This is a genomic window from Dyella sp. (genome assembly GCF_051962475.1).
Lineage (GTDB): Bacteria > Pseudomonadota > Gammaproteobacteria > Xanthomonadales > Rhodanobacteraceae > Dyella_A.
Map to the genome: position 1 here is coordinate 1 of NZ_JBQCCF010000009.1, position 24,071 is coordinate 24,071.

At 68.7% G+C, this 24,071-nt stretch carries 24 protein-coding genes and 1 pseudogene; 11 read left to right on the top strand and 14 right to left on the bottom strand.

Going from position 1 to position 24,071, the window contains the following annotated elements; translation table 11 throughout:
- Nucleotides 1-187, bottom strand: a pseudogene (locus ACTHJF_RS00915) (YceI family protein); the annotation flags it as partial.
- A gap of 108 nt (nucleotides 188-295) precedes the next feature.
- Here ACTHJF_RS00915 and ku point away from each other — a divergent pair.
- Nucleotides 296-1,234 carry a non-homologous end joining protein Ku gene (gene ku / locus ACTHJF_RS00920; protein ID WP_440265404.1) on the top strand — a complete coding sequence of 313 codons (939 nt, stop codon included), beginning with the start codon at nucleotides 296-298 and terminating at the stop codon, nucleotides 1,232-1,234.
- A 23-nt stretch (nucleotides 1,235-1,257) separates the two neighbouring features.
- On the opposite strand, the gene ligD is transcribed toward ku, so the two are convergent.
- Both ligD and ACTHJF_RS00930 read right to left on the bottom strand, forming a co-directional pair.
- Nucleotides 1,258-3,846: a DNA ligase D gene (gene ligD, locus ACTHJF_RS00925; protein ID WP_440265405.1), complete on the bottom strand. Its 2,589-nt coding sequence runs from the start codon at nucleotides 3,844-3,846 to the stop codon at nucleotides 1,258-1,260.
- 27 nt (nucleotides 3,847-3,873) lie between these two features.
- Nucleotides 3,874-4,137: a hypothetical protein gene (locus ACTHJF_RS00930; RefSeq protein WP_440265406.1), complete on the bottom strand. Its 264-nt coding sequence runs from the start codon at nucleotides 4,135-4,137 to the stop codon at nucleotides 3,874-3,876.
- A 196-nt stretch (nucleotides 4,138-4,333) separates the two neighbouring features.
- Between ACTHJF_RS00930 and ACTHJF_RS00935 the strand changes: the two genes are divergently transcribed.
- The 5 genes from ACTHJF_RS00935 (at nucleotide 4,334) to ACTHJF_RS00955 (ending at nucleotide 8,709) form a co-directional block, all read left to right on the top strand.
- Complete coding sequence (locus ACTHJF_RS00935; RefSeq protein WP_440265407.1) at nucleotides 4,334-5,275, top strand: alpha/beta hydrolase; 942 nt, start codon at nucleotides 4,334-4,336, stop codon at nucleotides 5,273-5,275.
- A 184-nt stretch (nucleotides 5,276-5,459) separates the two neighbouring features.
- Nucleotides 5,460-5,915 (top strand): ferritin-like domain-containing protein, encoded by a 456-nt coding sequence (locus tag ACTHJF_RS00940; protein ID WP_431636038.1) that lies wholly within the window; start codon nucleotides 5,460-5,462, stop codon nucleotides 5,913-5,915.
- 359 nt (nucleotides 5,916-6,274) lie between these two features.
- Nucleotides 6,275-7,027: an SDR family NAD(P)-dependent oxidoreductase gene (locus ACTHJF_RS00945; protein WP_440265408.1), complete on the top strand. Its 753-nt coding sequence runs from the start codon at nucleotides 6,275-6,277 to the stop codon at nucleotides 7,025-7,027.
- A gap of 9 nt (nucleotides 7,028-7,036) precedes the next feature.
- A complete protein-coding gene (locus ACTHJF_RS00950; protein WP_440265409.1) occupies nucleotides 7,037-7,180 on the top strand; it encodes a DUF2256 domain-containing protein in 144 nt (47 codons plus the stop codon).
- A 2-nt stretch (nucleotides 7,181-7,182) separates the two neighbouring features.
- Nucleotides 7,183-8,709 carry a cryptochrome/photolyase family protein gene (locus ACTHJF_RS00955; protein WP_440265410.1) on the top strand — a complete coding sequence of 509 codons (1,527 nt, stop codon included), beginning with the start codon at nucleotides 7,183-7,185 and terminating at the stop codon, nucleotides 8,707-8,709.
- Nucleotides 8,710-9,109: 400 nt separating this feature from the next.
- Here ACTHJF_RS00955 and ACTHJF_RS00960 read toward each other — a convergent pair whose 3' ends face one another.
- Nucleotides 9,110-10,156, bottom strand: a complete 1,047-nt coding sequence (locus ACTHJF_RS00960) for a LacI family DNA-binding transcriptional regulator (protein WP_440265411.1) — start codon at nucleotides 10,154-10,156, stop codon at nucleotides 9,110-9,112.
- A 231-nt stretch (nucleotides 10,157-10,387) separates the two neighbouring features.
- Between ACTHJF_RS00960 and ACTHJF_RS00965 the strand changes: the two genes are divergently transcribed.
- The gene (locus ACTHJF_RS00965) at nucleotides 10,388-10,648 is read left to right on the top strand and encodes a hypothetical protein (protein ID WP_431636034.1); all 261 of its coding nucleotides are present in this window, start codon (nucleotides 10,388-10,390) and stop codon (nucleotides 10,646-10,648) included.
- A gap of 116 nt (nucleotides 10,649-10,764) precedes the next feature.
- On the opposite strand, the gene recQ is transcribed toward ACTHJF_RS00965, so the two are convergent.
- Entirely contained in the window at nucleotides 10,765-12,579 is a 1,815-nt protein-coding gene (gene recQ, locus ACTHJF_RS00970) for a DNA helicase RecQ (protein ID WP_440265412.1), read from the bottom strand.
- 74 nt (nucleotides 12,580-12,653) lie between these two features.
- Nucleotides 12,654-13,016 carry an MGMT family protein gene (locus ACTHJF_RS00975; RefSeq protein WP_440265413.1) on the bottom strand — a complete coding sequence of 121 codons (363 nt, stop codon included), beginning with the start codon at nucleotides 13,014-13,016 and terminating at the stop codon, nucleotides 12,654-12,656.
- 51 nt (nucleotides 13,017-13,067) lie between these two features.
- Between ACTHJF_RS00975 and ACTHJF_RS00980 the strand changes: the two genes are divergently transcribed.
- On the top strand, nucleotides 13,068-13,472 hold the full coding sequence (locus tag ACTHJF_RS00980) for a hypothetical protein (protein ID WP_431636031.1): 405 nt from the start codon (nucleotides 13,068-13,070) through the stop codon (nucleotides 13,470-13,472).
- Between the two features lie 75 nt (nucleotides 13,473-13,547).
- Here the strand turns inward: ACTHJF_RS00980 and ACTHJF_RS00985 are convergent, their stop codons facing one another.
- Both ACTHJF_RS00985 and ACTHJF_RS00990 read right to left on the bottom strand, forming a co-directional pair.
- On the bottom strand, nucleotides 13,548-14,666 hold the full coding sequence (locus ACTHJF_RS00985) for an anion permease (RefSeq protein WP_440265414.1): 1,119 nt from the start codon (nucleotides 14,664-14,666) through the stop codon (nucleotides 13,548-13,550).
- Between the two features lie 51 nt (nucleotides 14,667-14,717).
- On the bottom strand, nucleotides 14,718-15,347 hold the full coding sequence (locus ACTHJF_RS00990) for a DUF47 domain-containing protein (protein ID WP_431636029.1): 630 nt from the start codon (nucleotides 15,345-15,347) through the stop codon (nucleotides 14,718-14,720).
- Between the two features lie 136 nt (nucleotides 15,348-15,483).
- Between ACTHJF_RS00990 and ACTHJF_RS00995 the strand changes: the two genes are divergently transcribed.
- Nucleotides 15,484-16,821: a hemolysin family protein gene (locus ACTHJF_RS00995; RefSeq protein WP_440265415.1), complete on the top strand. Its 1,338-nt coding sequence runs from the start codon at nucleotides 15,484-15,486 to the stop codon at nucleotides 16,819-16,821.
- A 31-nt stretch (nucleotides 16,822-16,852) separates the two neighbouring features.
- Here ACTHJF_RS00995 and ACTHJF_RS01000 read toward each other — a convergent pair whose 3' ends face one another.
- Nucleotides 16,853-17,617, bottom strand: a complete 765-nt coding sequence (locus tag ACTHJF_RS01000; protein ID WP_440265416.1) for an RNA methyltransferase — start codon at nucleotides 17,615-17,617, stop codon at nucleotides 16,853-16,855.
- A 136-nt stretch (nucleotides 17,618-17,753) separates the two neighbouring features.
- Between ACTHJF_RS01000 and ACTHJF_RS01005 the strand changes: the two genes are divergently transcribed.
- Nucleotides 17,754-18,557 carry an inositol monophosphatase family protein gene (locus ACTHJF_RS01005; RefSeq protein ID WP_431636026.1) on the top strand — a complete coding sequence of 268 codons (804 nt, stop codon included), beginning with the start codon at nucleotides 17,754-17,756 and terminating at the stop codon, nucleotides 18,555-18,557.
- 65 nt (nucleotides 18,558-18,622) lie between these two features.
- Here ACTHJF_RS01005 and ACTHJF_RS01010 read toward each other — a convergent pair whose 3' ends face one another.
- The 5 genes from ACTHJF_RS01010 to ACTHJF_RS01030 all read right to left on the bottom strand — a co-directional run bounded on the left by ACTHJF_RS01010 (nucleotide 18,623) and on the right by ACTHJF_RS01030 (nucleotide 22,938).
- The gene (locus ACTHJF_RS01010) at nucleotides 18,623-19,012 is read right to left on the bottom strand and encodes a YbjQ family protein (protein ID WP_440265417.1); all 390 of its coding nucleotides are present in this window, start codon (nucleotides 19,010-19,012) and stop codon (nucleotides 18,623-18,625) included.
- 439 nt (nucleotides 19,013-19,451) lie between these two features.
- Nucleotides 19,452-20,003, bottom strand: a complete 552-nt coding sequence (locus ACTHJF_RS01015) for a hypothetical protein (RefSeq protein WP_440265418.1) — start codon at nucleotides 20,001-20,003, stop codon at nucleotides 19,452-19,454.
- 27 nt (nucleotides 20,004-20,030) lie between these two features.
- Entirely contained in the window at nucleotides 20,031-20,735 is a 705-nt protein-coding gene (gene hda / locus ACTHJF_RS01020; RefSeq protein WP_431636022.1) for a DnaA regulatory inactivator Hda, read from the bottom strand.
- Nucleotides 20,732-21,901 carry an AI-2E family transporter gene (locus tag ACTHJF_RS01025; protein ID WP_440265419.1) on the bottom strand — a complete coding sequence of 390 codons (1,170 nt, stop codon included), beginning with the start codon at nucleotides 21,899-21,901 and terminating at the stop codon, nucleotides 20,732-20,734. The genes hda and ACTHJF_RS01025 overlap by 4 nt, the downstream gene beginning before the upstream one ends.
- A 44-nt stretch (nucleotides 21,902-21,945) precedes the next feature.
- Nucleotides 21,946-22,938, bottom strand: coding sequence for a DUF2066 domain-containing protein (locus ACTHJF_RS01030; RefSeq protein ID WP_440265420.1), 993 nt, complete (start codon nucleotides 22,936-22,938; stop codon nucleotides 21,946-21,948).
- 95 nt (nucleotides 22,939-23,033) lie between these two features.
- Between ACTHJF_RS01030 and purM the strand changes: the two genes are divergently transcribed.
- Nucleotides 23,034-24,068, top strand: coding sequence for a phosphoribosylformylglycinamidine cyclo-ligase (gene purM / locus ACTHJF_RS01035; RefSeq protein WP_440265421.1), 1,035 nt, complete (start codon nucleotides 23,034-23,036; stop codon nucleotides 24,066-24,068).
- The last annotated feature ends 3 nt before the right edge of the window (nucleotides 24,069-24,071 follow it).

The window sequence follows — 24,071 nt, forward strand, 5'->3', positions numbered from 1 at the left end:
AGCGCAGCCAGCCGCGGGCGATGTGCAGCCGGCCGAACGGGCGCGAGTAGCCGTCGTGACTCACGCTGAAGAGAACCTGGCTGTGCACCGTGTCGTAGCGGTAGCGGTGCCCGGTCGCCTGGCTGGCCAGCGGCCACAGCAGGGCGGCACAGGCGAACAGGCGGGCGGTGGCGGGCAGCGCGCTCATCAGGCCAAGTCTGGACGATCCCTCGCGTGGGTGCCAGCGGGCCAACCTTGGCGTTCCGTGCACGGGCCGCGTGGCTACCATCGAAACCCGCCACTGTGGAGGTAAGCCATGGCTCGCCCCATCTGGACCGGCACGCTGTCGTTCGGGCTGCTCAACGTCCCGATCCGCCTGATGACCGCCGAGCGCAGGGTCGACCTGCACTTCCGCATGCTCGACCAGCGCAACAACCAGCCGGTGCGTTACGAGCGCGTCAACGCCGAATCGGGCGAGGAAGTGCCCTGGAAGGACATCGTCAAGGCCTACGAGTACTCCAAGGGCAACTACGTGGTGCTGGAGGAGTCGGACATCCGCAACGCCGCCGCCGAGGCGCACGAGACGGTCGAGATCGACGCCTTCATCGACGCCGACCAGCTCACCCCGGCCTATTTCGAGAAGCCGTATTTCCTGGTGCCCGGCAAGAAGGCCGAGAAGGGCTACGTGCTGCTGCGCGAGACGCTCAAGCGCACCGGCAAGATCGGTATCGCCCGCGTGGTCATCCGCACGCGCGAATACCTCTCCGCCGTGATGCCGCGCGGCAAGGCGCTGCTGCTGGTGCTGTTGCGCTACCCGCAGGAGCTGGTGGATCTGGAGGAGTACCGACTGCCGGACAAGGCGACCAGCGACTACCGCATCGCCGCGAAGGAAATGACGATGGCCGAGCAGCTGATCGAATCGATGTCCAGCGACTGGGCGCCGGGCGACTACCGCGACGAGTTCCGCGATCGCCTGCGCAAGGTGATCGACAAGCGCCTGAAGTCCAAGGGCGTGGTCACGGCCGAGGAGAGCGCGGACGAAGCGCCGGCCGAGAGCGCGTCCACCAACGTGGTCGACTTCATGGCCTTGCTCAAGAAGAGCCTGGACACCAACAAGCGCACGCCGGCCAAGAAGGCCGCGCCGAAGGCAACAAAGAAACGCGCGCCCACCAAGGCGGCGAAGAAGGCGCCGGCCAAGCGCAGCGCAGCCAAGAGCAAGAAAACCAGCGGCAGCAAGTCGCGCAAGACCGGCTGACTGACTGGCCGCGAATCCAGCGGTCAGTCCGAGGACGCTTCCCCGAGCGTATCGAGCACGTGCTGCAGATCCTGCTGCACGGTGTCGATGCCTTCCCACGGATCGCCGCGCAAGCCGGCCAGCCGACGCGGCACAGTGCGCAGGGTGTAGTGGTTGCCGCCGCGCAACTTGCCCAGCTCGCTCCAGCGCAGTGGCACCGCCACCGGCGCACCGGCCCGGCTGCGCAACGAGTACGACGCCACGCTGGTCGCGCCGCGCGTGTTGCGCAGGTAATCCAGGTAAACCCGACCCTTGCGCTGCGCCTTGGCGGCCACCGCCACGAAGTCCAGCGGATGCGCCTGCGCCAGCGAATCGGCAAACGCGTGCGCGAACGACTTCACCACCGGCCACGGCGTGGCCGGCTTCAGCGGCAACACCACGTGCAGGCCTTTGCCGCCGGACGTGCGCAGGAACGAAACGAGCCCAAGCTGCTCCAGTTGCTTACGCACCCGCCGCGCCCCCGCCACCACGCGCTCCCACGCCACGTCCGGGCCGGGGTCCAGATCGAACACCAGCCGGTCGGCAAGATCCGGCGACTCGGCCTTCGCACCCCAGGGGTGGAACTCCACCGCACCGAACTGCACCAGCTCCAGCACGGCCAGCGCGTCGCGCGGCACGAGGTAGTTCGCTGCGGCACCGGCCTCCTCCTTCAGCGCCACCGTGCCTACGTGCCGCAATCCGGCCGTCGCGTGCTTCTGGAAAAAGCAGGCCTTCTCGACACCGTCGGGGCAGCGCACCACCGAGGTCGGCCGATTGACCACGCCGGGCAGGAACCAGTCCATCACCGCGCGGTAGTAATCAGCCACGTCCTGCTTGCTGATCCCGTCGTCGGGGAAGACCAGGCGGTCGGGATGGGTGATCTCCACGGTATCGGAGGCGGCTTGTGAGGACATGGCGGACTTCCGGGAGCGGGAGTGGGACGGGGATGAGGATCGGGAGGATGGCGCGGCGGTGGCCGGGCGATCGGCATCCGAGAGGTCATCCACCGATTTATCTGGACGCAGGCCCTTGAAGCTCGGCTGGCGCAGCAGCGCGTTGCCGCCGTGACCGCGGAAGGTGACTTCCACCACGTTCTGCGGCGTCACCCAGCGCGCCCCACGCAGCAGTGGGTCGATGCCTTCGATGACCACCGGCGGACGCGAGGCGCCGCCCTTGGCCACGCTGCGGCTGAGCCGCCGCAGGTCCGCGTCGCCGAAGCCGGTGCCCACGCGCCCGGCGTAGATCCAGCGGCCGGACACGGAAGGATCGGGCTTGCCCAGCAGCAGCGAGCCGAAACCGTGGCGGCTGCCGCCGGGCGGTGTGTAGCCCAGCACCGCGAACTCGTCGCTCTGCAGCCTCTTGGTCTTGCGCCAGTCGTCGCCGCGGCCGCCGCGATACGGCGCATCGCGGCGCTTGGAGATGATGCCCTCCAGCGCCCGCTCGTTGGCCATGCGAAACGCGGCATCGCCCTGCCCCACCGTGTGCGTGCTGTAGGCCAGCGGCGCCGGGCGACGCTGCAGGACGAAGGCCAGCAACGCCTTGCGATCCTCCAGCGCCGAGCGGGTGAGGTCGTAACCCTGCAGCGCGGGGCAGTCGAACAGCATGTAGACCAGCGGCGCGTTGAGCTCGCCGGCCAGGGTCTTCTGCAGCGCGTTGAAGTCGCTGCGGCCGTCGGCATCCAGCGCAATCAGTTCGCCATCGAGCTGCGCCGAGTCGAGCCCCAGCGCGGCAATGGCCTGCGCAATCTCCGGCACTCGCTCGGTCCACGACAGGCCGTTGCGCGACCACAGCGCCACCGTGCCGTCGTGCACCGTCGCCAGCAGCCGATAGCCGTCCCACTTCACCTCATGCAGCCACTGGTCGCCGGTGGGCGGCGCGGCGCCCAGGCGCGCCAGCTCCGGCTTGAAGAACTCGCCTGACACACGCCACGCCCGCGCGTTCGCAGTGGCCTTGAGCATCGCCAGCAGCTTGCGCGCTGCCACGGGGCGTACGTGCGGCGAGGCGCGCCGCCGTGCCGTCGACTTGCCGGCGGCGGATTTCTGCGCCGGCGTCTTCGCGGCCTTGCGCGTACTTGCGCGCATGCGCGCGTCGAGCAGGTCGTCGGCCTGCACGTCACTGGCGAACGCGTCATCGGCCTTGATCAGGAACCACGCCGGCTGCTTCTCCTTGCGGCCGCTGCGCACCAAGTGCCACGCGCCCTTGAGTCGCTCGCCGAACAGCTCGAAGCGCAGGTGCCCCTTGCGCAGTTGGGCCTCCACGTCACCCGGCGATGACCACACGCCGTGATCGAAGCGGTCCACATGGCCTTTGCCGTAGCCGGCCTCGATGTCGCCTTCGAACTTCGCGTAATCCAGCGGGTGGTCTTCCACCTCCACCGCAAGGCGCTTGTCGTGCGGATCGAAGCTCGGCCCCTTCGGCACCGCCCAGCTCCGGAGCACGTCGCCCACCTGCAGGCGGAAGTCGTAGTGTCGCCGGCTGGCGTGGTGCAGCTGCACCACGAAGATCGCGCGCTGCCCGGCCACGCCGCGGCTGCTCGCCGCCGGCTCCCGCGTGCGGCTGAAATCGCGCTTGCGCTGGTAGTCGTGGAGACTCACGAAAACGCTCCTGGGCGCATGCCGCCGCTATCGGCGAAAGAAGCGGCCGAGCAGTGGGGTGAAGATCAATTCCCGCAGGCCGCCCATACAGCGCTCGCTGTCGGGCGTCAGGTCGTGCTGCGCATTGCGGTGGGCGGCGCGGATCTGCAGTGCGCCGCTGGCATGGCGGCGCAGTTCGTCACGCAGGCAGGCGTTCTCCGCCTTCAGCGCCCGCAGTTCGGCCAGCGCGGCTTGATGCACGCGGGCGGAGACTGCGGTTCGTGAAGAGGACGCGGACATGGGGGCGAGCATAGGCAGCCGTTTGTTGAGCGGGTGTGGACAGTGGTGCGTGGAGCGCGCTCACGTGAGGCCTGCGTGGCCGACGATGTTCAGGCGCCCGCAGCGGCTTCGCCGACCACGCGATTTCCGTGCCCCGCCACGCTTCGGTCCGGGCCGCGCCATGTTTGCAGCGTACGCTGCGCGTTCTTCCCCTACCGGAGCGCTCCCGATGAAACCCTGGCACCCCGCTCTTTTCTGCCTGCTCGCGCTGGGCAGTGCCGGCACGCAGGCCGGCGTCTGGCACCCCGGCCAGGGGTTGAAGCAGGAGCACATCTGGCCCGGCGCGGTACCCAACGCACTGCCCCACCCCAAAGCCGAGGCCGTGGCCAGCGACTGGGCCAAGGTGACCGACGTCAGCGAACCGACCATGACGCGCTATCCGCCCAAGGGCCGCAACACCGGCGTGGCCGTGGTGGTGTTCCCCGGCGGCGGTTACCAGATGCTGGCGATGGATCTGGAGGGCACCGAAATCTGCGACTGGCTGACCGCGCGCGGCATCACCTGTGTGCTGCTGAAATACCGCGTGCCGAACTCCGGCCCCACCTGGGTCGACAACCACCGCTACTACCCGAAGGTGCAGACGGCGCTGCAGGACGCACAACGCACCATCGGCCTGGTGCGCCAGCACGCGGCGCGGTGGCATATCGATCCGCACAAGGTGGGTGTCATGGGCTTCTCCGCCGGCGGTCATCTGGTCGCTGCCGTCAGCACGCACTTCCAGCAGCGCACCTACGCACCCGTGGACGCCGCCGACCAACTCAGCAGTCGGCCGGACTTCGCCATTGCCGCCTACCCCGGCCACCTGTGGCTGCATGAAGACGACGACCGCGCCACCCGCGACGAAACCGACCTGCGTCTGCGCCCGGACATCCACCCCACCGCCGACACCCCACCCACCTTCCTGGTGATGGCCGAAGACGACCACGTCGATGGGGTGCATCAGGCGCTGGCGTACTACGTGGCCCTGCAGAACGCCGGCGTCCCCTCCGAGATGCACCTGTACGCCCAGGGCGGCCACGCCTTCGGCCTGCGCAAGGCGAAGCTGCCGATCGGGCAATGGCCACAACTGGTAGAGACGTGGCTGCATACGATCGGAATGCTGCCGCGCTGAGAACGCTTCCTGGCGCGAACGGCACCACCCGCTCGCGCCATCCGTCGGCTCATCTGGACTAGGCGGAGGAAACGACGCTCGTCTGATGAACGCACAACCGCCACATACCCGCGCGAAGAGTAGGCTATGCCGGGTGCCGCCGGGCGCGGCATTCCATGCCAACTGCCCCTCGGAGGACACCTCGATGCAAGCCCAGGACAAAGAACGCGCCATCGCGCTGCTCAACCGCATCCTCGAGCTGGAGCTGGCCGGCGTGGTGCGCTACACGCACTACGCGCTGATGATCTACGGCTACAACCGCATCCCCATCGTGAGCTGGCTGTCCGGCCAGGCGGACGAGAGCCTGCTACATGCGCGCCGTGCCGGTGAGCTGATCACGCAGCTGGGGGGCCACCCGTCGCTGGGGATCGGGCCGCTGTTAGAGACTCATCAGCACGATATCGGGCCGATCCTGCGCGAGTCGCTGGAGCACGAGAAGCTGGCGCTGGCGGCTTACTACGAGCTGCTGGAGCTGGTCGCCGGCAAATCGGTGCTGCTGGAGGAGTACGCGCGCGAGCTGATCGCCTCCGAGGAGCTGCACGCGGGTGAGGTGAACAAGATGCTGCGCAAGCCGGGCGACATCGCCGAGTTCACTGGCTGATCGCTGGGGGGCCGGTGCGCGGCTGCACGCTAGCGTAGCTGCCTTCGCCACGCTGCCGGCCTGAGCGGCATGGCGGAGTCGACTTGGCCGGTCTCGATCTGACAGATCGATCCACACCGTTTCTACCCCGCCTTGCGCTCCTGACCACCGCGCGGGCGCGCGATACGCTGGATACCCGCGGTCGGCGCTAACGGCTTGGGCTTGCGGAAGCTGCCCGGTGAAGGGCCGTCATACAGAGCGCGGGGGTGGGACGATCCGTTGACCAGCGCTGGTGATGGACCATCCTGCCGTTGCTGCCAGGTGCAACCACTGGCGGGGTCTGTCCGTAGTTGAGGGCAGGTTTCCACGAAAAGCACCCCATGACGCAATCGGTATGGATCACCGGCGCCTCCGGCGCCATCGGCACGGCGCTGGCGCGACGTCTGTCGGCGCGCGGCTGCACGCTGGCGCTGAGCGCACGCGACACCTCGCGCCTGGACCACCTGGCCGCGGAGCTGCCCGGGCAAGCGCTGGTGCTGGCCGGCGATCTCACCGACCCGGCCACCGCCACCGCGCTGCTGCAGACGGCGCAGACCACGCTGGGGCCGATCACCGGCTTTGCGCACTGCGTGGGCTCAACCCTGATCCGCCCGCTGCACCTCACCGGCGAGGCCGACCTGGAAGCGATCTTCCGCCTCAATTACTTCAGCGCATTCCACGCGCTGAAGGCGTTCGTGGCCGCCGCGCTCAAGCACAAACAACCTGCCAGCGCGGTGCTGATGGGCACGCTGGTGGCGCAAGCGGGGTTTCCTAACCACGAGGCGATCGCCAGCGCCAAGGCGGCGGTGGCGGCACTCGCAATGAGCACAGCGGCAACGTATGCAGAGAAAGGTATCCGGGTGAACTGCGTGCATCCGGGCCTGACCCGTTCGGCGCTGTCGGTGCGGCTTACCGGAACGCTGGAGGCGATCGAACGCAACAGCAAGATGAACCCGATGGGCATCGTGGGGGAAGGCGAGGACAGCGCGGCGCTGATCGACCTGCTGCTCAGCGACCAGGCACGTTGGATCACCGCGCAGCAGATAGGCGTCGACGGCGGCCAGGCGGTGATCCACCCGATGCCCAAGGGCTGACGTCGCCCCATGCACCGCAAACCGCATCTGCCGACCAAGACCTGCCCCGTGTGCCAGCGCCCGTTCGCGTGGCGCAAGAAGTGGGGGCGCGTGTGGGACGACGTGCGCTACTGCAGCGAGCGCTGCCGTCGACAGAAAGCCCCGGAGCCCTAGCCATGGCCTGCCTGCGACTGATCCTGGGCGACCAGTTGAACACGCGGCACAGCTGGTTTCGCCGCGTGGACGACCAGGTGGTCTACGTGCTGATGGAAGTGCGCAGCGAAACCGACTACGTGCGCCACCACGCGCAGAAGGTGCTGGGCATCTTCGCCGCGATGCGCCGCTTCGGTGAGGCGCTGGCCAGGGCCGGGCATCGGGTGGAATACCTGCGTATCGGCGATGACCGCAACCGGCACAGCTTCACGGACAACCTGCCCTGGCTGATCGAGCAGTTCGGCGCTACGCGACTGGAGCGGATGGAAGCGGACGAGTGGCGGGTGGAGCAGGCGCTGCTGCAAGCATTCGCGGCAAGCAGCCTGCCGAACGCGGTGGTGAGCGCCGAACATTTCCTGCTGGAGCGTGACGAGGCGGCGAAGCGTTTCGCGAAGAAGGTCCCGCGGATGGAGTTTTTCTATCGCGACCTGCGCCGGCGCCACGAGATCCTGCTGGAACCGGATGGCGTGCCGCGCGGCGGGCGCTGGAATTTCGATGCGGAAAACCGCGCCAAGTGGCCGGGCGATCCGCCCGCGCCGGCATGGCCGTGGCAGAAGCACGATCTGAGCGCGCTGTGGGAAGAGATCGACGCGGCTGGTGTGCAGACCATGGGCGAGCCCTCCGCCGAGGCCTTCGGCTGGCCGCTCACGCGGCGCGAGGCGCAGGTGTGGCTGAGGAATTTCATCGCGCAGCGGCTGGTGCATTTTGGGCGCTTTCAGGACGCGATCAGCGGGCAGTCGTGCACGCTGTTCCATGCCGGGCTGTCGTTCGCGTTGAACCTCAAGATGCTGCATCCGCGCGAGGTGATCGAGGCGGCGGTGGAAGCGTTCGAGCGCGGCGAGGCGGATCTGGCCGCTACCGAGGGCTTCGTGCGGCAGATCCTGGGCTGGCGCGAATTCGTGCGCGGCATCTACTGGGCGCGCATGCCCGGCTACGCGGGGCTCAACGCGCTCCAGGCCAAGCGCCCGCTGCCGGCGTGGTACTGGACCGCGGACACCAAGATGGCGTGCCTGCGCGCAGCGATCGGCCAGTCGCTGGCGCTCGGCTATGCGCACCACATCCAGCGGCTGATGCTCACCGGCAACTTCGCCCTGCTCGCCGGCTGTGATCCAGACGAAGTGGATGCGTGGTACCTGGGCATCTACGTCGATGCGTTCGAGTGGGTGGAGATGCCCAACACGCGCGGCATGAGTCAGTTCGCCGACGGCGGCATCGTGGGCAGCAAGCCGTACAGCGGCTCGGCCGCGTACGTGAACCGGCAGTCCGACCACTGCAAGGGCTGCCACTACGCGCACACGAAACGTCACGGCGAGCGTGCCTGCCCCTTCAACAGCCTGTACTGGCACTTCCACGCGCGGCACCGCGAGAAGTTCGGCCGCAACCCCCGGCTGGCGATGGCGTACCGCAGCTGGGAAAAGATGGCCGCGGGTGAACGCGCGGCGACGCTGGCGCAAGCGGAGCGGTATCTGGCTGATGTGGATGCGCTTTAGGGGCGTGTGAGGAGCTGGTATCGCGCGCTCCGGGCGAACCCTCACCCCTACCCCTCTCCCGGCGGGAGAGGGGTTCCGGCTCAAGGTACAGGGCGCTTTGTGGTGAATCCTTCTCCCCTCGGGAGAAGGTGTCGGCAGGCGGATGAGGGTGCAGGCGGAGCGCGGCGATCACCTTCGCCGAGCGCCTCGCTCACTTCGGTTGGCCATGCCGAAGCGCCTGCGAGATGCACCCCTTCGACTTCTGCCCTTCGGGCCTACGCTCAGGGCGAACGGTAGGGAGGGAGTCTGCGGATCATGAAGCATCGGGGCCACTTCATCCGTTCATGCTGAGCGTCGATCGCGACAGCGAGCAGCGTCGAAGCATCTGCGGCAGGCGCCAGGGACGCGAACGCGGAACGCCCTACTTGCCGCCCGCCCCAATGCGCAGGCTGGAGCGCCGCACGGTGAGCTTCACCGGCAGGATCGTGCTCTGCACCTTTTCGCCGCGAATCATCCGCAGCAGTGCGTCGACCAGCATCTCGCCGGCCTGGCGGGTGTCCTGCAGCACGGTGGTGAGGGCGGGGTTGACGAAGCGCGCCATGGGGATGTCGTCGAAGCCGGCCAGCGCCACGTCTTCGGGCACCTTCAGGCCGTGCTCGTCGAGCGCGCGCATGGCGCCGAAGGCGATCAGGTCGCTGGCGGCGAACACGGCGTCGAACGGCGCGCCGCTGGCGATCAGCGCCTGCATGGCCTCGTAGCCGGCCAGCTCGGTGGTTTCGGCGTCCACCTGCAGGGCGGGGTCGACCGCCACGCCCGCCGCGCCGAGCACGTCGGCGTAGCCACGGTAGCGCTGCTGGAATTCCGGGTAGTGGCTGGAAGCATCGCCGATGAAGGCGATGCGCCGGCAGCCCTGCGCGAGCAGGTGCTCGGCGATGGCGCGCCCACCTTCGAAGTTGTCGCAGCCGATGGAGACATCCGGCTGGTCCGGCAGCACCGCGCCCCAGCGCACCGACTGCGTGCCCTGCTCCACCAGCGTGGCGAGCTTGTCGCGGTAGGCGAGGTAATCGCCGTAGCCGAGCAGGATGATGCCGTCGGCCTTCTTGCTGTCGGCGTAGTCGGCGTGCCAGTCGCGCGAGAACTGCTGGAACGAGATCAGCAGGTCATAGCCGTGCTGTGCGCAGGCGCGGGTGATCGAGCCGAGCATCGAAAGAAAAAACGGATTGATGTGCGAGTCGTCGGCGGTGGGGTCTTCGAAGATCAGCAGCGCCAGCGTGCCGGAATGCTGGGTGCGCAGGTTCGAGGCGTTCTTGTCGACCTTGTAGTTGAGCTGCTTGACCGCCGCCTCGATGCGCCGCCGGGTCTCCTCGTTCACCAGCGGGCTGCCGCGCAACGCGCGCGACACCGTGGCCTGCGAGACGCCGGCCAGGTAGGCGATATCCAGCGAGGTAATTTTTCCCTTGGTCGCCACGATGCGGTGCGATTGCTCTTGGATGACGGTTGCGCGCGGGCGAGGCCCGGGCGCTGGAATCCTAGCGGGTTTGTCCGGCGAGGTCGCGTGGCAGGACGACGCGAACGCCCGGTGCACGGCCTCGGCCAGCTGAACGGTGGCATGCAGGCGTAGCCGATGGATAACGCGATGGTCACAGACGGCTGCTTAGATTCCGCCGCCCGTCCCGCACACCACCCAAGGAGTGATCCCGTGCTCGCGCAGTATGTGTACCCCTCGACTCTCGGGCTGTTCCGCATCATCCGTCACGGCCGGCGCTGGCGCGCGCTGCGTGAAGGTGCCGAGCTCGGCCGGTTCGAATGCGAGCAGAGCGCGCTGCACGCGCTGCGCGACGAGTACCCGCATGCACGCCTGCCGGCACGGCTGGAACGCTGGCGCTTCCTGCCGCAGCTGGCCCTGGTGCATGCCCGCGCAAGCGATGCCGACGAGGTGCGCTGGCAGCTGCAGGCGTGAGTTGCGCAGCGCTGCGCATGTAGAGCCCGCTCGCGGTCGATGCTCCTGGCTTTGATGTGGATCAGGAGCAACAGCATCGCCCGCGAGCGGGCTCCTACAGGGGGAGATGCCGGTAGCTATTCGGCGGCGTTGATCACGGCGAGGAAATCGCGGCCGTAGCGCTTGAGCTTGGCTTCGCCCACACCGCTGATCGCGGCGAGTTCGGTTTCGTCGGCGGGCATCGCGCGCAGCATCGCCAGCAGCGTGGCGTCGTGGAACACCACGTAGGGCGGCACGCCGTGCTGCTTGGCCAGCTGCGAGCGGGTGGCGCGCAGGGCGTCCCACAGCGGCTGCTCGTAGGCCTCGATGCCGATGCTGGCGCCGGTGACGATCTGGCTGTCACGACGCCGCCGCGCGCTGCGCACGGGGCGGGCATCTTCGCGCAGCAGCACTCGTTGGCCGCCGGTGAGCACGTCGCGACTGGCCGCGGTGAGGCGCAGCGTGCCGTAACCCTCCGGATCGGTGGCCAGCAGACCGGCAGCAAGCAGCTGACGGAACACCGAGCGCCAGGCCTTCTCGTCCATGTCCGCGCCGACGCCGAAGGTGGGCAGCTTGTCGTGGCCAAGCTGGTTGACGCGCTCGCCGTCGATGCCGCGCAGGATGTCGATCACGTGGCCCGAGCCGTAGCGCTGGCCGCTGCGGTATACCGCCGAGAGCGCCTTCTGCGCGGGCACGGTGGCGTCCCAGGTTTTCGGCGGCGACACGCAGTTGTCGCAATGACCGCAGGGGCCGGTGAAATCCTCGCCGAACGCGCCTAGCAACAGCTCGCGGCGGCAGCGGGTGGCTTCGGCGTAGGCCAGCAATGACTCCAGCTTCTGCCGCTCGATGCGCTTGCGCTCGTCGGCCGATTCGGACTGGGCGATCATCTGGCTCATCGTCACCACGTCGGCCAAGCCATAGATCATCCACGCCTCGGCGGGCAGGCCGTCGCGCCCGGCGCGGCCGGTCTCCTGATAGTAGCCCTCCATCGAGCGCGGCAAGTCCAGGTGAGCGACGAAGCGCACGTCGGGCTTATCGATGCCCATGCCGAAGGCGACGGTGGCGACCATCACCACGCCGTCCTCGCGCAGGAAGCGCTGCTGGTTCTTCGCGCGCACCGCGGCGTCGAGACCGGCGTGGTACGGCAGCGCCTCGAAACCGGCCTCGGCCAGCCAGGCGGCGGTCTCGTCGACCTTCTTGTGGCTCAGGCAATACACGATGCCGGGCTCGCCGCGGTGACCGTCCAGGAACTGCATCAATTGCGTGCGCGGATTGTGCTTGAGACTGACGCGGTAGCCGATGTTGGGGCGATCGAAGCTGGAGACGAACTGGCGCGCCTGCTGCAGCGCAAGGCGCTCGACGATCTCCTCGCGCGTGCGCGGGTCGGCGGTGGCGGTGAGCGCGATGCGCGGCACGTGGGCGAAACGCGCGTGCAGCACCGCCAGCTCGCGGTATTCGGGGCGGAAATCGTGGCCCCACTGCGATACGCAGTGCGCCTCGTCGATGGCGAACAGCGCCACCTCGGTGCGTTCAAGCAGGCCCAGCAGGCGCGGCGTGAGCAATCGCTCGGGCGCCACGTAGAGCAGGTCCAGCTCGCCGGCCATGAGCTGGCGCTCGACCTCGCGCTGGGCCTCGTTGTCGAGACTGGAGTTGAGGTAGGCCGCAGCCACCCCGGCTTCGTGCAGGGCGTCGACCTGGTCCTGCATCAGTGCGATCAGCGGCGAGACGACGATGCCGGTGCCCTGCCGCACGATGGCGGGAATCTGGTAGCACAGCGACTTGCCGCCGCCGGTGGGCATCAGCACGAGCGCGTCGCCGCCCTCGATCACCTGCTCGACGATGGCCTGCTGCGGGCCGCGGAAGCTGTCGTAGCCGAAAACGCTTTGCAGGATGCGGAGCGGGGAGGAAGGCATCCGGCAAATGGTAACAAACGCCCCGCCCTTGCCTGCCGGTGCAACCATGCCTGCGGCATCGGCGCCGGTCGATCTCAGAAGCCGGGCATGCCCCACACGGCGCGGTCCAGGTCGGCATCCAGCCCGAACCGCGACAGCGGCACGCGGCCGTTGACCACCTCTACGCCCTCGGCCTTCAGCCGGCGCGCCTGCTCGCGGAAGCCGCGGCTGCCCGGCGGCATCGCGATGTGCCCGCTCGCGCGCAGCACGCGGAACCACGGCAGCTCGACGTCGTCCGGCACTTCGCCCAGCACGCGGCCGACCAGCCGCGCGCGACCGGGCAGTCCGGCACGCGCGGCGATGGCACCGTAGCTAGCCACGCGTCCGGGCGGAATCGCCGCGATGGCGGCGTAGATGCGCTGTTGCGCCTCGGTCAGGGGCTCACGCGACGTGATCATGTAGTCGTGTCAAAGTAGAACGAGCCCCAAGCCTGCCACGGAAATCCTGCCATGCGTCACTTCGAAGCCGTTCGCTCGCATCTCGGCGCCAAGCACGCGCTGCGTCACAACGACCCGTACCTGATCAGCTTCGACCTCGCGGTGGTCAGCGGCCGCCAGCAGGGCATCTACCTGGCCGAGCTGGAGGACGAATCGGACCGCCGCTACCTGCGCATTTCCACCCCGATCGGGCCGCTCTCGGGGATCGACCCGAAGCGCGCGCTGCGCTTCAACTGGGAGCAGCGTACCGGCTTCCTCGCGGTGGCCGACCTCGACGGCTCGCCCTACCTGCACCTGTGCGAAAACCGCCCCTACGACGTGCTCGACGCCGCCGAGCTCGAGCGCGTGATCATGGAACTGGGCACGCTGGGCGACCAGCTGGAGCAGGCCATCGCGGCGGAAAGCGACAGCTTCTGATCCGCTCGATCCACGCGCCACGCAAAAAAAGGCCGGGCCGCCTCGCAGCGACCCGGCTTTTTTATTGACCGGCGATCAGCCCCAGCTCTGCGCCAGCCGCACCAGCGCGTAGGCCAGCAACGCCGTCACCGGCAGGGTGAGGATCCACGACCACACCATGCGCTCGACCACGGTCCAGCGGATCGCGTTGAAGCGCTTGGCCGCGCCCACGCCCATGATCGAGGCGGACACGTTATGCGTGGTGGACACCGGAATGCCCAGCGAGGAAGCGAACAGGATCACCGCCGCCGAGCTGCCCTCGGCCGCGAAGCCGTTGATCGGGTGCAGCTTGACCATCTTGTGGCCCAGCGTCTTGATGATGCGCCAGCCGCCGCCCGCGGTGCCTGCGGCCATGGTCAGCGCGCACACCACGGTGACCCACACCGGCACCGCAAACGGGTGGCTGGCGTCGGAGGTGATGCGCAGGAAATGCAGCCAATCCGGCAGGTGATCGAACTGCCCCGCGCTGGTGGCGCCGGCCAGCGCCAGCGCGATGATGCCCATGCTCTTCTGCGCGTCGTTCATGCCGTGCGAGACGCCCATGGCGGCGGCCGAGACGATCTGCGCCTTGCCGAACAGCGCGTTGACGAACGGCGTGCGGCCGAAGCGCTTGAGGAAACCGGTGCGGTTGGACAGCCACGAGAACAGCGCGTACAGCGCGCCCATCAGGGCGAAGCCGAGCACGAAGCCCATCAGCGGCGACACCACCATCGGCACGATCACCTTGGGAATCACGCCGCTGCCCGACCACCAGCTGCCGGCGGCCCAGATCACCGCGCCGAAGTTGTTCCCCGCTCCGGCCACCGCTGCGCCGACCAGGCCGCCGACCAGCGCATGGCTGGAGCTGGACGGCAGACCGAGCCACCAGGTGAGCAGGTTCCAGGCGATCGCCGAGAGCAGCGCACAGACCAGCAGTTGCGGGCCGACGTCCACCACGTGGATGTCGATCAGCCCCTTGGCGATGGTCACCGCCACGGCGGTACCCCACAGCGCGCCGGCCAGGTTGGTGACCGCGGCCATCAACACCGCCTGGCCGGGGGTCAGTACCTTGGTCGCCACCACGGTGGCGATCGAGTTGGCGGTGTCGTGGAAACCGTTGATGTAGGTGAAGGCCAGGGCGATCAGCAGGACCAGCACCACCATGCCCATGGTCATGCGCGGCACCCGTAGGCAGCGCGGAGATTCAGCGTCTGCATGGCGGCGCCCTCAGGAGTTCTTCAGCACGATGGAGTAGACGACGTTGCCCACGTCGCGGCACTTGTCGATCGCCTTCTCGATCAGCTCGAACAGGTCCTTGGCAAGCATGGCGCGCATCGCGTCGTTGCCCTCGACGTACAGCGTGCGATACGGCGCGAGCAGCATCTTGTCGCCTTCGGACTCCAGCGCCTGCAGGCGATCCTGCAGCTTCTTGACCGGATCGATGCGCAGGCCGCGGCGCAGCTCGCCGATCATCTCCACCACCACCTCGGCGGAGCGCTCCAGCACCAGTGCACGCTGGGCGAAATCCACGCCGGCCAGCCGCTCGGCCACGATGGTGTAGCGCTCGGCGAACTTCTCCACCGTCTTGGGAATCTTGTACAGGGCCGCGTTGAGCGCCTCGATGTCCTCGCGATCCAGCGCGGTGACGAAGGTGTTCACCAGCTCCTCGCTGATCTGCGCCGCCAGCGCCTTCTCGCGGGCGCGGCTGGAGGCGAAGGCGGCCATCACCGGGGCGTGGTCGGTCTGGCTGACCAGTTCGCGCAGGGCGCGGGCGCTCTCGCCAGCCGCCTCGGCGCTCTGCTCAAGCAGGCCATAGAAGCGGTCGCCTTTGCCAAACATCGCTTGCAGGGAAAACATTCGCGGCACCTTGGGGGCGGTATAAATGACGAATATGTTACAGGACCCGCCCGCCCGGCAGCAGCGCGACCGCGCGTGAACCGGGCCGGCCCTCGCCCTACACTGCGCCCATGTCTGCCCATTTCCAGCCCGCACGATGCTGACCGAAATCGCGCTCGTCTTCGTGCTCTCGCTGTGCAACGGTTTCTTCGCGCTGTCGGAAATGGCGCTGGTCGCCTCGCGCAAGAGTCGCCTCAAGCACCTGGCCGACCGCAGCCGACGCGCCCGCGTGGCGCTGGCTCAGGCCGAAGCGCCCGAGCGCTTCCTGTCCACCGTGCAGGTGGGCATCACCATCGTGATGCTGCTCACCGGCGCGCTGGCCGGCGATGCGCTGGGCGACCACATCGCCGATGCGCTACATCGCGGCCGGGCCGCCTGGCTGGAGCCGTACGCCCACGCGCTGGGCTTTGCGCTGGGCTTCGTGGCGATCTCGTTCATCCAGATCGTGTTCGGCGAGCTGGTGCCCAAGCGGCTCGCGCTGGCCGCGCCGGAAACCGCCTCGATGGTGGTCGGCCTGCCGATGCTGGTGCTGTCGCGGATCTGCGCGCCGTTCGTGTGGCTGCTCAACATGTGCAGCTCGCTGGTACTCAGACTGCTGCGGGTGACCGACAAGGGCAACAGCGCGGTGACCGAGGAAGAGATCCGCCTGTTGGTCGCCGAGAGCGCCGAGCAGGGCGTGCTGGACGCCGACGAGCACAACATGGTCAACCGCGTGCTGCGCCTGGGCGACCGCTCGGTGGACAGCGTGATGACCCCGCGCATGCGCATCGCCTGGCTGGACATCGCCGCGCCGCTGGCGGAGAACCTGGAGGTGCTGCGCGAAACGCCGTACTCGCGCTATCCGGTGTACCGCGCCGACGAGAGCGACATCGTGGGCGTGGTGGAGGTGAAGAGCCTGCTGGGCGATCTCGGCCAGGGCGTGCCCGACCTGTTCCGGCACCTGTCCAAACCTCTGTACGTGCCGGCCACCGGGCGCGCGCTGGACCTGCTGGAGGAATTCCGCGACGCCGAGACGCCGATGGCGCTGGTGGTGGACGAATACGGCGACATCGAGGGCGTGGTCACCATCAACGACCTCCTCTCGGCGGTGGTCGGCGTGGCGCAACTCGGCCACGGCAGCGCCGGCGAGGAGCACTCGCCGATCGTCAAGCGCGAGGATGGCAGCTGGCTGGTCGACGGCACGCTGTCCACCGACGACCTGCGCGAACTGCTGCGCGTGGGCGAGCTGCCGGGTGAGGACGAGCACGATTTCCGCACCGTGGCCGGCATGGTGATGACCGCCCTGGGCCACATTCCCCAGGTGGGCGAAGTGTTCGCCTGGCGCGGGGTGCGCTTCGAAGTGGTGGACCTGGACGGCGCGCGCATCGACAAACTGCTGGTGACGCGCACGGTCGTGGCCGACAACGCCGACGACGAGGTTACGCGCGGCGGCTGAGTCCGCGCGCTCGACCTCGGCAGTCAGCAGCTCAGGACTTGCCGCGCTCGCCGGCCAACTGGGCCATGCGCTGGGCGTCGGCGAAGATGCCGTGCAGTACGCGCAGCTCGCGCTCGCTCATCTGCGCGCGCTGGAACAGCTTGCGCAGCCTGAGCATGATCGTGGTCGGCGTGCGGCCCTTGTGGAAGTCGATGTCGTCCAGCATCTGCGCCAGGTGCTCGTAGAAGCGCTCCATCTTCTCCGCATCGGCCGGCGGCTCCTCGTGCAGCGGCGGCGCCTCGGGCGCCTCGTCACCGAGCAGCGCCAGGCGCAGCTCGTAGGCCATCACCTGCACCGCCTGGGAGAGATTGAGCGAGCTGAAATCCTCCACGCTGGGGATGCGCACCATCGCGTGGCAGCGCGCCAGCTCCTCGTTCTCCAGGCCGGTGCGCTCGTTGCCGAACACCCACGCCACCTGCTCTCCGCGGGCGGCGGCGGCCAGCGCCTGCGCCACGCCTTCGCGCGGACTGAGCTCGGGCAGGTTCACGCCGCGCCGGCGGGCGGAAAGCCCGAGCGCGAAGGTGCTGCCGGCCAGCGCGCCGACCAGGTCGTCGTGCACCGGCGCAGCTTCCAGCACGTCGTCGGCGCCGGCGGCCAGCGCCGAGGCCTCGGCGTCGGGAAAGCGGTGCGGCGCCACCAGGCTCAGCCGGGTGAAGCCCATGGTGCGGATCGCCCGCGCGGCGCTGCCGATGTTGCCCGGATGCGAGGTGCGCACCAGTACGAAACGGAACAGCGGAGCGAGATCGAGAGCGGACATGGCGCGGGTCTTGGGGAGCGGAAATAGCCGCCTAGGATAGTCCAGCCGGCCCCGAGCCCGCGCCGCGCCTGCCGCGTGGCCGCGCCTCTGCTAGAATTCGCGGCCGCTAACCCGTTCTTTTTAAAAAGCCCAAGCCATGCCAAGACCCGCCGTCACCATCGCGGCGCGCGCCGCGCGCGCTGCAGGAAACATCATCCTGCGCTACATGAACCGCATCGACGGCCTGAACATCGTCGAGAAGCAGCAGATGGACTTCGTCTCCGAAGTCGACAAGCTGGCCGAGGCCGAGATCATCAAGGAACTGCGCCGCGCCTACCCCGACCATGCCATCCTCGGCGAGGAAAGCGGCGCCATCGGCAAGGGCCCGCTGCAGTGGGTGATCGACCCGCTGGACGGCACGCACAACTACCTGCGCGGCATCCCGCATTTCTCCGTGTCCATCGCCCTGCTCGAGAAGGGCGTGCCGATGCACGGCGTAGTGTTCGATCCGCTGCGCGACGAGCTGTTCACCGCCAGCAAGGGCGACGGCGCCTTCCTCAACGACCGCCGCATGCGCGTGAGCAAGCGCGAGAACCTGGGCGGCGCCGTGATCGCCACCGGCTTCCCCTACCGCCAGCGGGCGCACCTGAACCCGCAGCTGGACATGACCCGCGCGATCCTCGGCCAGGCCGAAGACATCCGCCGCTCGGGCTCCGCCGCGCTGGACCTGGCCTACACCGCCGCGGGCCGCTACGACGGCTACTTCGAGATAGGCCTCAAGCCGTGGGACATGGCGGCCGGCGTGCTGCTGGTGCACGAAGCGGGCGGTCGCTACTGCGATTTCGCCGGCCGCGACGGCATCCCTGCCAGCGGCAACCTGATCGCCGGCAACCTCAACGTGGCCAAGGCGATGGTCGACGCCATCGGCGCGAACGCCACGCCGACGCTGCTCAAGGCCTGATCCTTCCTCCAGGTGAATGCACGAAGGGCGCCTCGTGGCGCCCTTCGTCGTTTACGCGGGCGGGTTCAACGCGACGCGTCGGGCTCCACCACCACCGCCGTGCCGTAGCACAGCACCTCGGTAAGCCCGGCCATCACTTCGGTGGCGTCGTAGCGCATGGCGATGATCGCGTTGGCGCGCTTCTGCCGCGCGTGCATGACCATCTGGCGGAAGGTCTCCGCGCGAGCCTGCTCGCACAGGGAGGTGTAGATGGTGATGTTGCCGCCGAACAGGGTCTGCAGTCCGCCGAGGAAATTGCCCACGATGGATCGCGAGCGCACGGTGATGCCGCGCACCACACCGAGGTTGCGCACCACGCGGTAGCCCGGCAGCTCCAGCGCCGTGGTGACCATGGCCTCGGTCAGCGTGAGGCCGGCGTCGACCGGTGCCGGCGCGGAATTGTAGGGATCGGACATGGGCTCTCCTTCGGATCGTGGCGGGTGCTCACGGCCGTCGAAGCATCCACGATCGGCGCCTGGCCGGACAGTGCCCGCCGCCCTTTCAGGAACGGTGACGTTGCACCGGCGCCGGACGCGAGCAGTCGCTGGGATCGGGCTAGCCGATGCGCTCGGCGACGACCTGATCGCGCTCGACCAAGGGGCTGTCCGGCGCCACCGCACCCACCGCGCCGCGCCAGCCGCCGACGCTAAACCGTGGGACATGGCCGCTGGCGTGCTGCTGGTGCACGAGGCGGCGGTCGCTACTGCGATCTCGCCGGCCGCGCCGGCCTTCCCGCCAATGGCAACCTGATCGCCGGCAACCTCAACGTGGTCAATGCGATGGCCGACGCTATCGGCGCGAACGCCACCCCGACGCCGCTCAAGGCCTTAGCACGACGCTTCCGAACAGCTCACGCTAGCCCACGCCCGCCTCCAGGCGCGGACAGCGCGACGGATCGGCATCGCCGACTCGGCGGGCCTGGACTTCGTCGTGTCGCGGCAAGGGCGCAGTACCCGGGGAGCGCGATGCGCTCCAGAACATACCGGTACCGCCCAGGCCGGATGGGGTCAGCCGCAGCGCGACCTGATAGCCGGCATCCACCGTGCGATCGAGCTCGAAGCTTGCCGCCTGGCCGTCCACTAACGCCCAGGCGATGAATCGCCGGGGTGCCAGCCCGGGATAGAACACCCACCCGCCAGGCGGACCATGTACCGGGTCGAGTACCAAGCAGCCATTGACGTGGCCCCGTTCAAGCCACTTGGTATGTATTTGTCCCTGCGCGTCGCGAAGCGGCCGGTCGAACAGAACCATGGTCGCGGTACGGTATGTAGACGCTGGACACGATCCACGGCAGAAGCGGACCGTATAGGTACCTGCATACAACGACGGATGCGTGGCCGCATCGTTTTCCATCGCGGCGACCTGGAACGCCCAGAAGCAGAGAACCGGCACCAGCCACTTCCACATGGTCGAACCCTCCCTGGCCGAAAGACTTCAGCGATCGCCGCGCTCACGCAGGAAACCGCGCAGAAACGGCACGGTGATGCGCCGCTGGGCAGCAAGCGAAGCCTGATCGAGGCGATCGAGCAGGTCCAGCAATGCGCCGAGATCGCGGGCGTAGCGGGCGAACAGCCAGTCGAGCACGGGCTCGTCCAGCTCGATGCCGCGCACCGCCGCCTGTGCCTTGAGCACCTGGCGACGCTCGGCATCGTCCAGCGGCTTGAGCGTGAACTGGGTGCAGGCGCCCAGGCGCGAGCGCAGGTCCGGCAGGCCCAGGCCCAGCTCCGAAGGAATCGCCGCCGCTGCGAACAGCATCGCGCCGCCGTCGGCGCGGGTACGGTTGTACAGGTCGAACAGCGCGTGTTCGGCATCCCGCTCACCGGCCAGCGCGCCCAGGTCGTCCAGCGCCAGCCACTCGCTGCCGGCGACACCGCGCAACGCCGCCGCGCGGTCGGCCAGGGTCGCCAGCGGCAGGTACTGCACGCGCCGACCGGCGGCGCTGGCCGCCTGCGCCGCAGCGAGCAGCAGGTGGCTGCGGCCGCTCCCGGCCGGTCCATGCAGGTACACCCACGGCGCCCCCGGCTCGCCGGCCAGCGCCTGCACCGCCGCCAGCGCCGCCGCGTTGTGCGCGCCGGCGTGGAAGTGCTCGAAGCGCTGGCGACGCGGCCAACGCAGGGCAAGCGGCAACTGGGCAGTCATGGCGCGGTGGGCGGCGATCCGTCGGAGCGGCCGGTCGGCGCAGACGTATCGGCGGGAGCCGCGCCTTCGTTGATCGACACCGTTACGTCGACCTCCGCGATGACCGGGTCATCCGGACCGGTATCGGTGTACAGCCCGCTCATGCGGTAACGCTCGGTGAGGTAGCGCAGCAGCACCAGGATCACCGAGGCGGCCGGCAGCGCCAGCAGCACGCCGAGGAAGCCGAACAGGTAGCCGCCGGCGAGCACCGCGAAGATCACCGCCACCGGGTGCAGGCCGATCTTGTCGCCGACCAGCTTGGGCACCAGCACGTAGCCTTCCAGCAGCTGGCCGATGACGAACACGCCACACACCAGCAGCAGGTGGGTCCAGTCGCCGTACTGCACCAGCACCGCAATCACCGCGGCGCCGAAGCCGATGATGAAACCCAGATAGGGAACGAAGCTGAGCAGGCCGGCGATCATGCCGATCAGCGGCCCCACCGATAGCCCGACGAGGGCGAGACCGGCGCCGTAGAAGATCCCCAGCGCCAGCATCACCAGCAGCTGGCCGCGCACGAAGGCGCCGAGCACCTTGTCCGACTCGCGCGCCAGATGCGCCACGGTCGGCTCGATCGAGCGCGGCAGCATGGCGTCGATCCAGGCCACCAGGCGGTCCCAGTCGCGCAGCAGGTAGAAGGCGACCACCGGAATCAGCACCAGATTGGTCATCCACATCAGCACGCCCACGCCCGAGCGCGACAGCTTGCCGATGACGCTGCCGATGGAGCCGATGTGCTCCTTCACCGCATCCATGACGCGGCCGGTGTCGAAGGTGTGCGGGTCCAGCCGCAGCTTGGCCTGCACCCAGGGCACCGCGGTATCGCGGATCCACGCACCGTAGCTGGGCAGGTTCTGGATGAGGTTGTCGACCTGGCGCGAGATCAGCGGAATCAGCAGCAGCAGCGCGCCCACGGTGAGCAACAGGATCACCACGAAGACGATCGTGACCGCCAGCGTGCGACCGAGACCGAGCTTCTCCAGTCGGTCGGCCAGTGGATCGCCCAGGTAGGCGAGCATGCCGGCCAGCGCGAACGGCATCAGCACCGGGGCCAGCAGGTAGGTGAGGTAGCCGATGACCACCACAATGGCCAGCAACTGCCAGCGGCGGGAATCCTGGGCGTTCATCGCGGCGCTCCGGTTGCGCGTTCAGCCAGCGGCAGCGGACGCATTCAGTGCAGCCAGCGCAGGCTGGCGTCCGCCCCGGGATGGGCCGTCGGTGCCTGCAGCAGGCGGCCACCAGCGGCCAGGTTCGAGGCCAGTGCGTTCAACGGCAGCGCCGAGGTGACCTGCAGCAGCACGCCGTCGTCCTTCGCGCCGACCGTGCCCACCTTGCGCACCGCCGGGTCGTTGCGCAGCACGTTGAGCAACTGGGCGTAGTCCATGGCCGAGCGCACGCCCTCGACCCACAGCGTGCCCTGGCTGCTGCCGGCGCCGATCACGTTGAGCTGCTTGCCCACGCGCGCGGCCATGGCCCCGCCGGCGGCCGCGAACATCGCGTCCTCGGTGGCGCCACTGTCGTTCCAGTTCTGCGCGACGCCGCCGGAGACCAGGGTCCAGTCGACGCTGCCCGGATGCAGGCGGCCGATCAGCACCAGGCCGGTCTTGTAGCGCGCGGTGAGGTCGGCCATCGCCGCCGGGTCCACCGTTGCCACCCGGTCGAGCGAGGGCGGCTGAGTGGGATCGGGATAGACCACGCCGTAGCCCTGCACCGCCGTGGATTTGGCCAGCGCATCCAGCGAGTCGCCGCCGAGCAGGCTGCCATCGGTGCCCTGCACCAGCAGCAGCACGGGCGGCTTCACCCCGGCGGTGGGCGCGCCAAGCTGACCGATCAGATGGTTCACGGCGCCGCGATCGAACGTGACCTGCAGGGCGATACCGTCGCCAGCGCGCTGGTACTGGTAGTTACTCACCAGCCCGGTGGCGCCCTTGATCGCGTCGTCGTAACCGGGCTTGCCGCGCAGATCCTGGCCGCCGGCGACGCGCGCCAGCACCTGGCTTAGCGCATTGGCGAAGGTGGCATCACGCTGCGCCTCGCCGGTGTCGGTGACCGGCAAGGTCACCGTGTAGGGCGAATCGGGCGTCGGCGCGCCCTGTGCGTGGAGGGACGGCAGCCCGGCCAGGCTGAACACGAACAGGATCGACAGCAGGCGAAACAGGCGCATGGGCGGGGGACGACATCCTTGAAAGCGTCCCGGAAGTCTGCCCAATCCGGCCCCCAGCGTCTATCATTAGGCGTTTATCGACGCGGGTTCCTGCCATGTCCGACGCCCTCACCTACCGCGCCGCCGGCGTGGATATCGATGCCGGCAACGCCGTGGTCGAACGCATCAAGCCGCTGGTCAAGCGCACCTTCCGGCCGGAAGTGATGGGCGGGCTGGGCGGCTTCGGCGGCCTGTTCAACCTGGGTACGCGCTACAAGGAACCGGTGCTGGTCTCGGGCACCGACGGCGTTGGTACCAAGCTCAAGCTGGCGCAGACGCTGGGTCGCCACGACACCATCGGCATCGACCTGGTCGGCATGTGCGTCAACGACGTGCTGGTGCAGGGCGCCGAACCGCTGTTCTTCCTCGACTACTTCGCCACCGGCAAGCTGGACGTGGAGACCACGGTCGCGGTAGTCGGCGGCATCGCCAAGGGCTGCGAGCTGGCCGGCTGCGCGCTGATCGGCGGTGAGACCGCCGAGATGCCCGACATGTACCCGCCAGGCGAGTACGACCTGGCCGGCTTCACCGTGGGCGCCGTGGAAAAGGCCGACCTGATGAGCGGCGAGGCCATCGTGGCCGGCGATCTGGTGCTCGGCGTGGCGGCCTCCGGCCCGCACTCCAACGGTTATTCGCTGATCCGCCGGATCCTCCAGCGCGCGGGCAATCCGCTCGACCTGGATCTGGACGGCGTCAAGCTGGCCGACGCCCTGATGGCACCCACCACGATCTACGTCAAACCCATGCTGGCCCTGCTGCGCGAGCACGCCGAGCAGATCCACGGCATGGCGCACATCACCGGCGGCGGCCTGAAGGAAAACATCATCCGCGTGGTGCCGGACGGCCTGGGACTGGCGCTCGAGGCCTCATCGATCGTGCTGCCGCCGGTGTTCGACTGGCTGATGCGCGAGGGCAACGTGGCGCGCGAGGAAATGTGGCGCACCTTCAACTGCGGTATCGGCTTCACCGTGATCCTGCCGCCCTCGGCGGTCAGTGCCGCCGCGGCGCTGCTGGAACAGCACGGGCTGTCGACCCGGGTGATCGGCGAAGTGGTGGCCGCGCACGGCGACGAGCGCGTGCACATCGGCTGACGC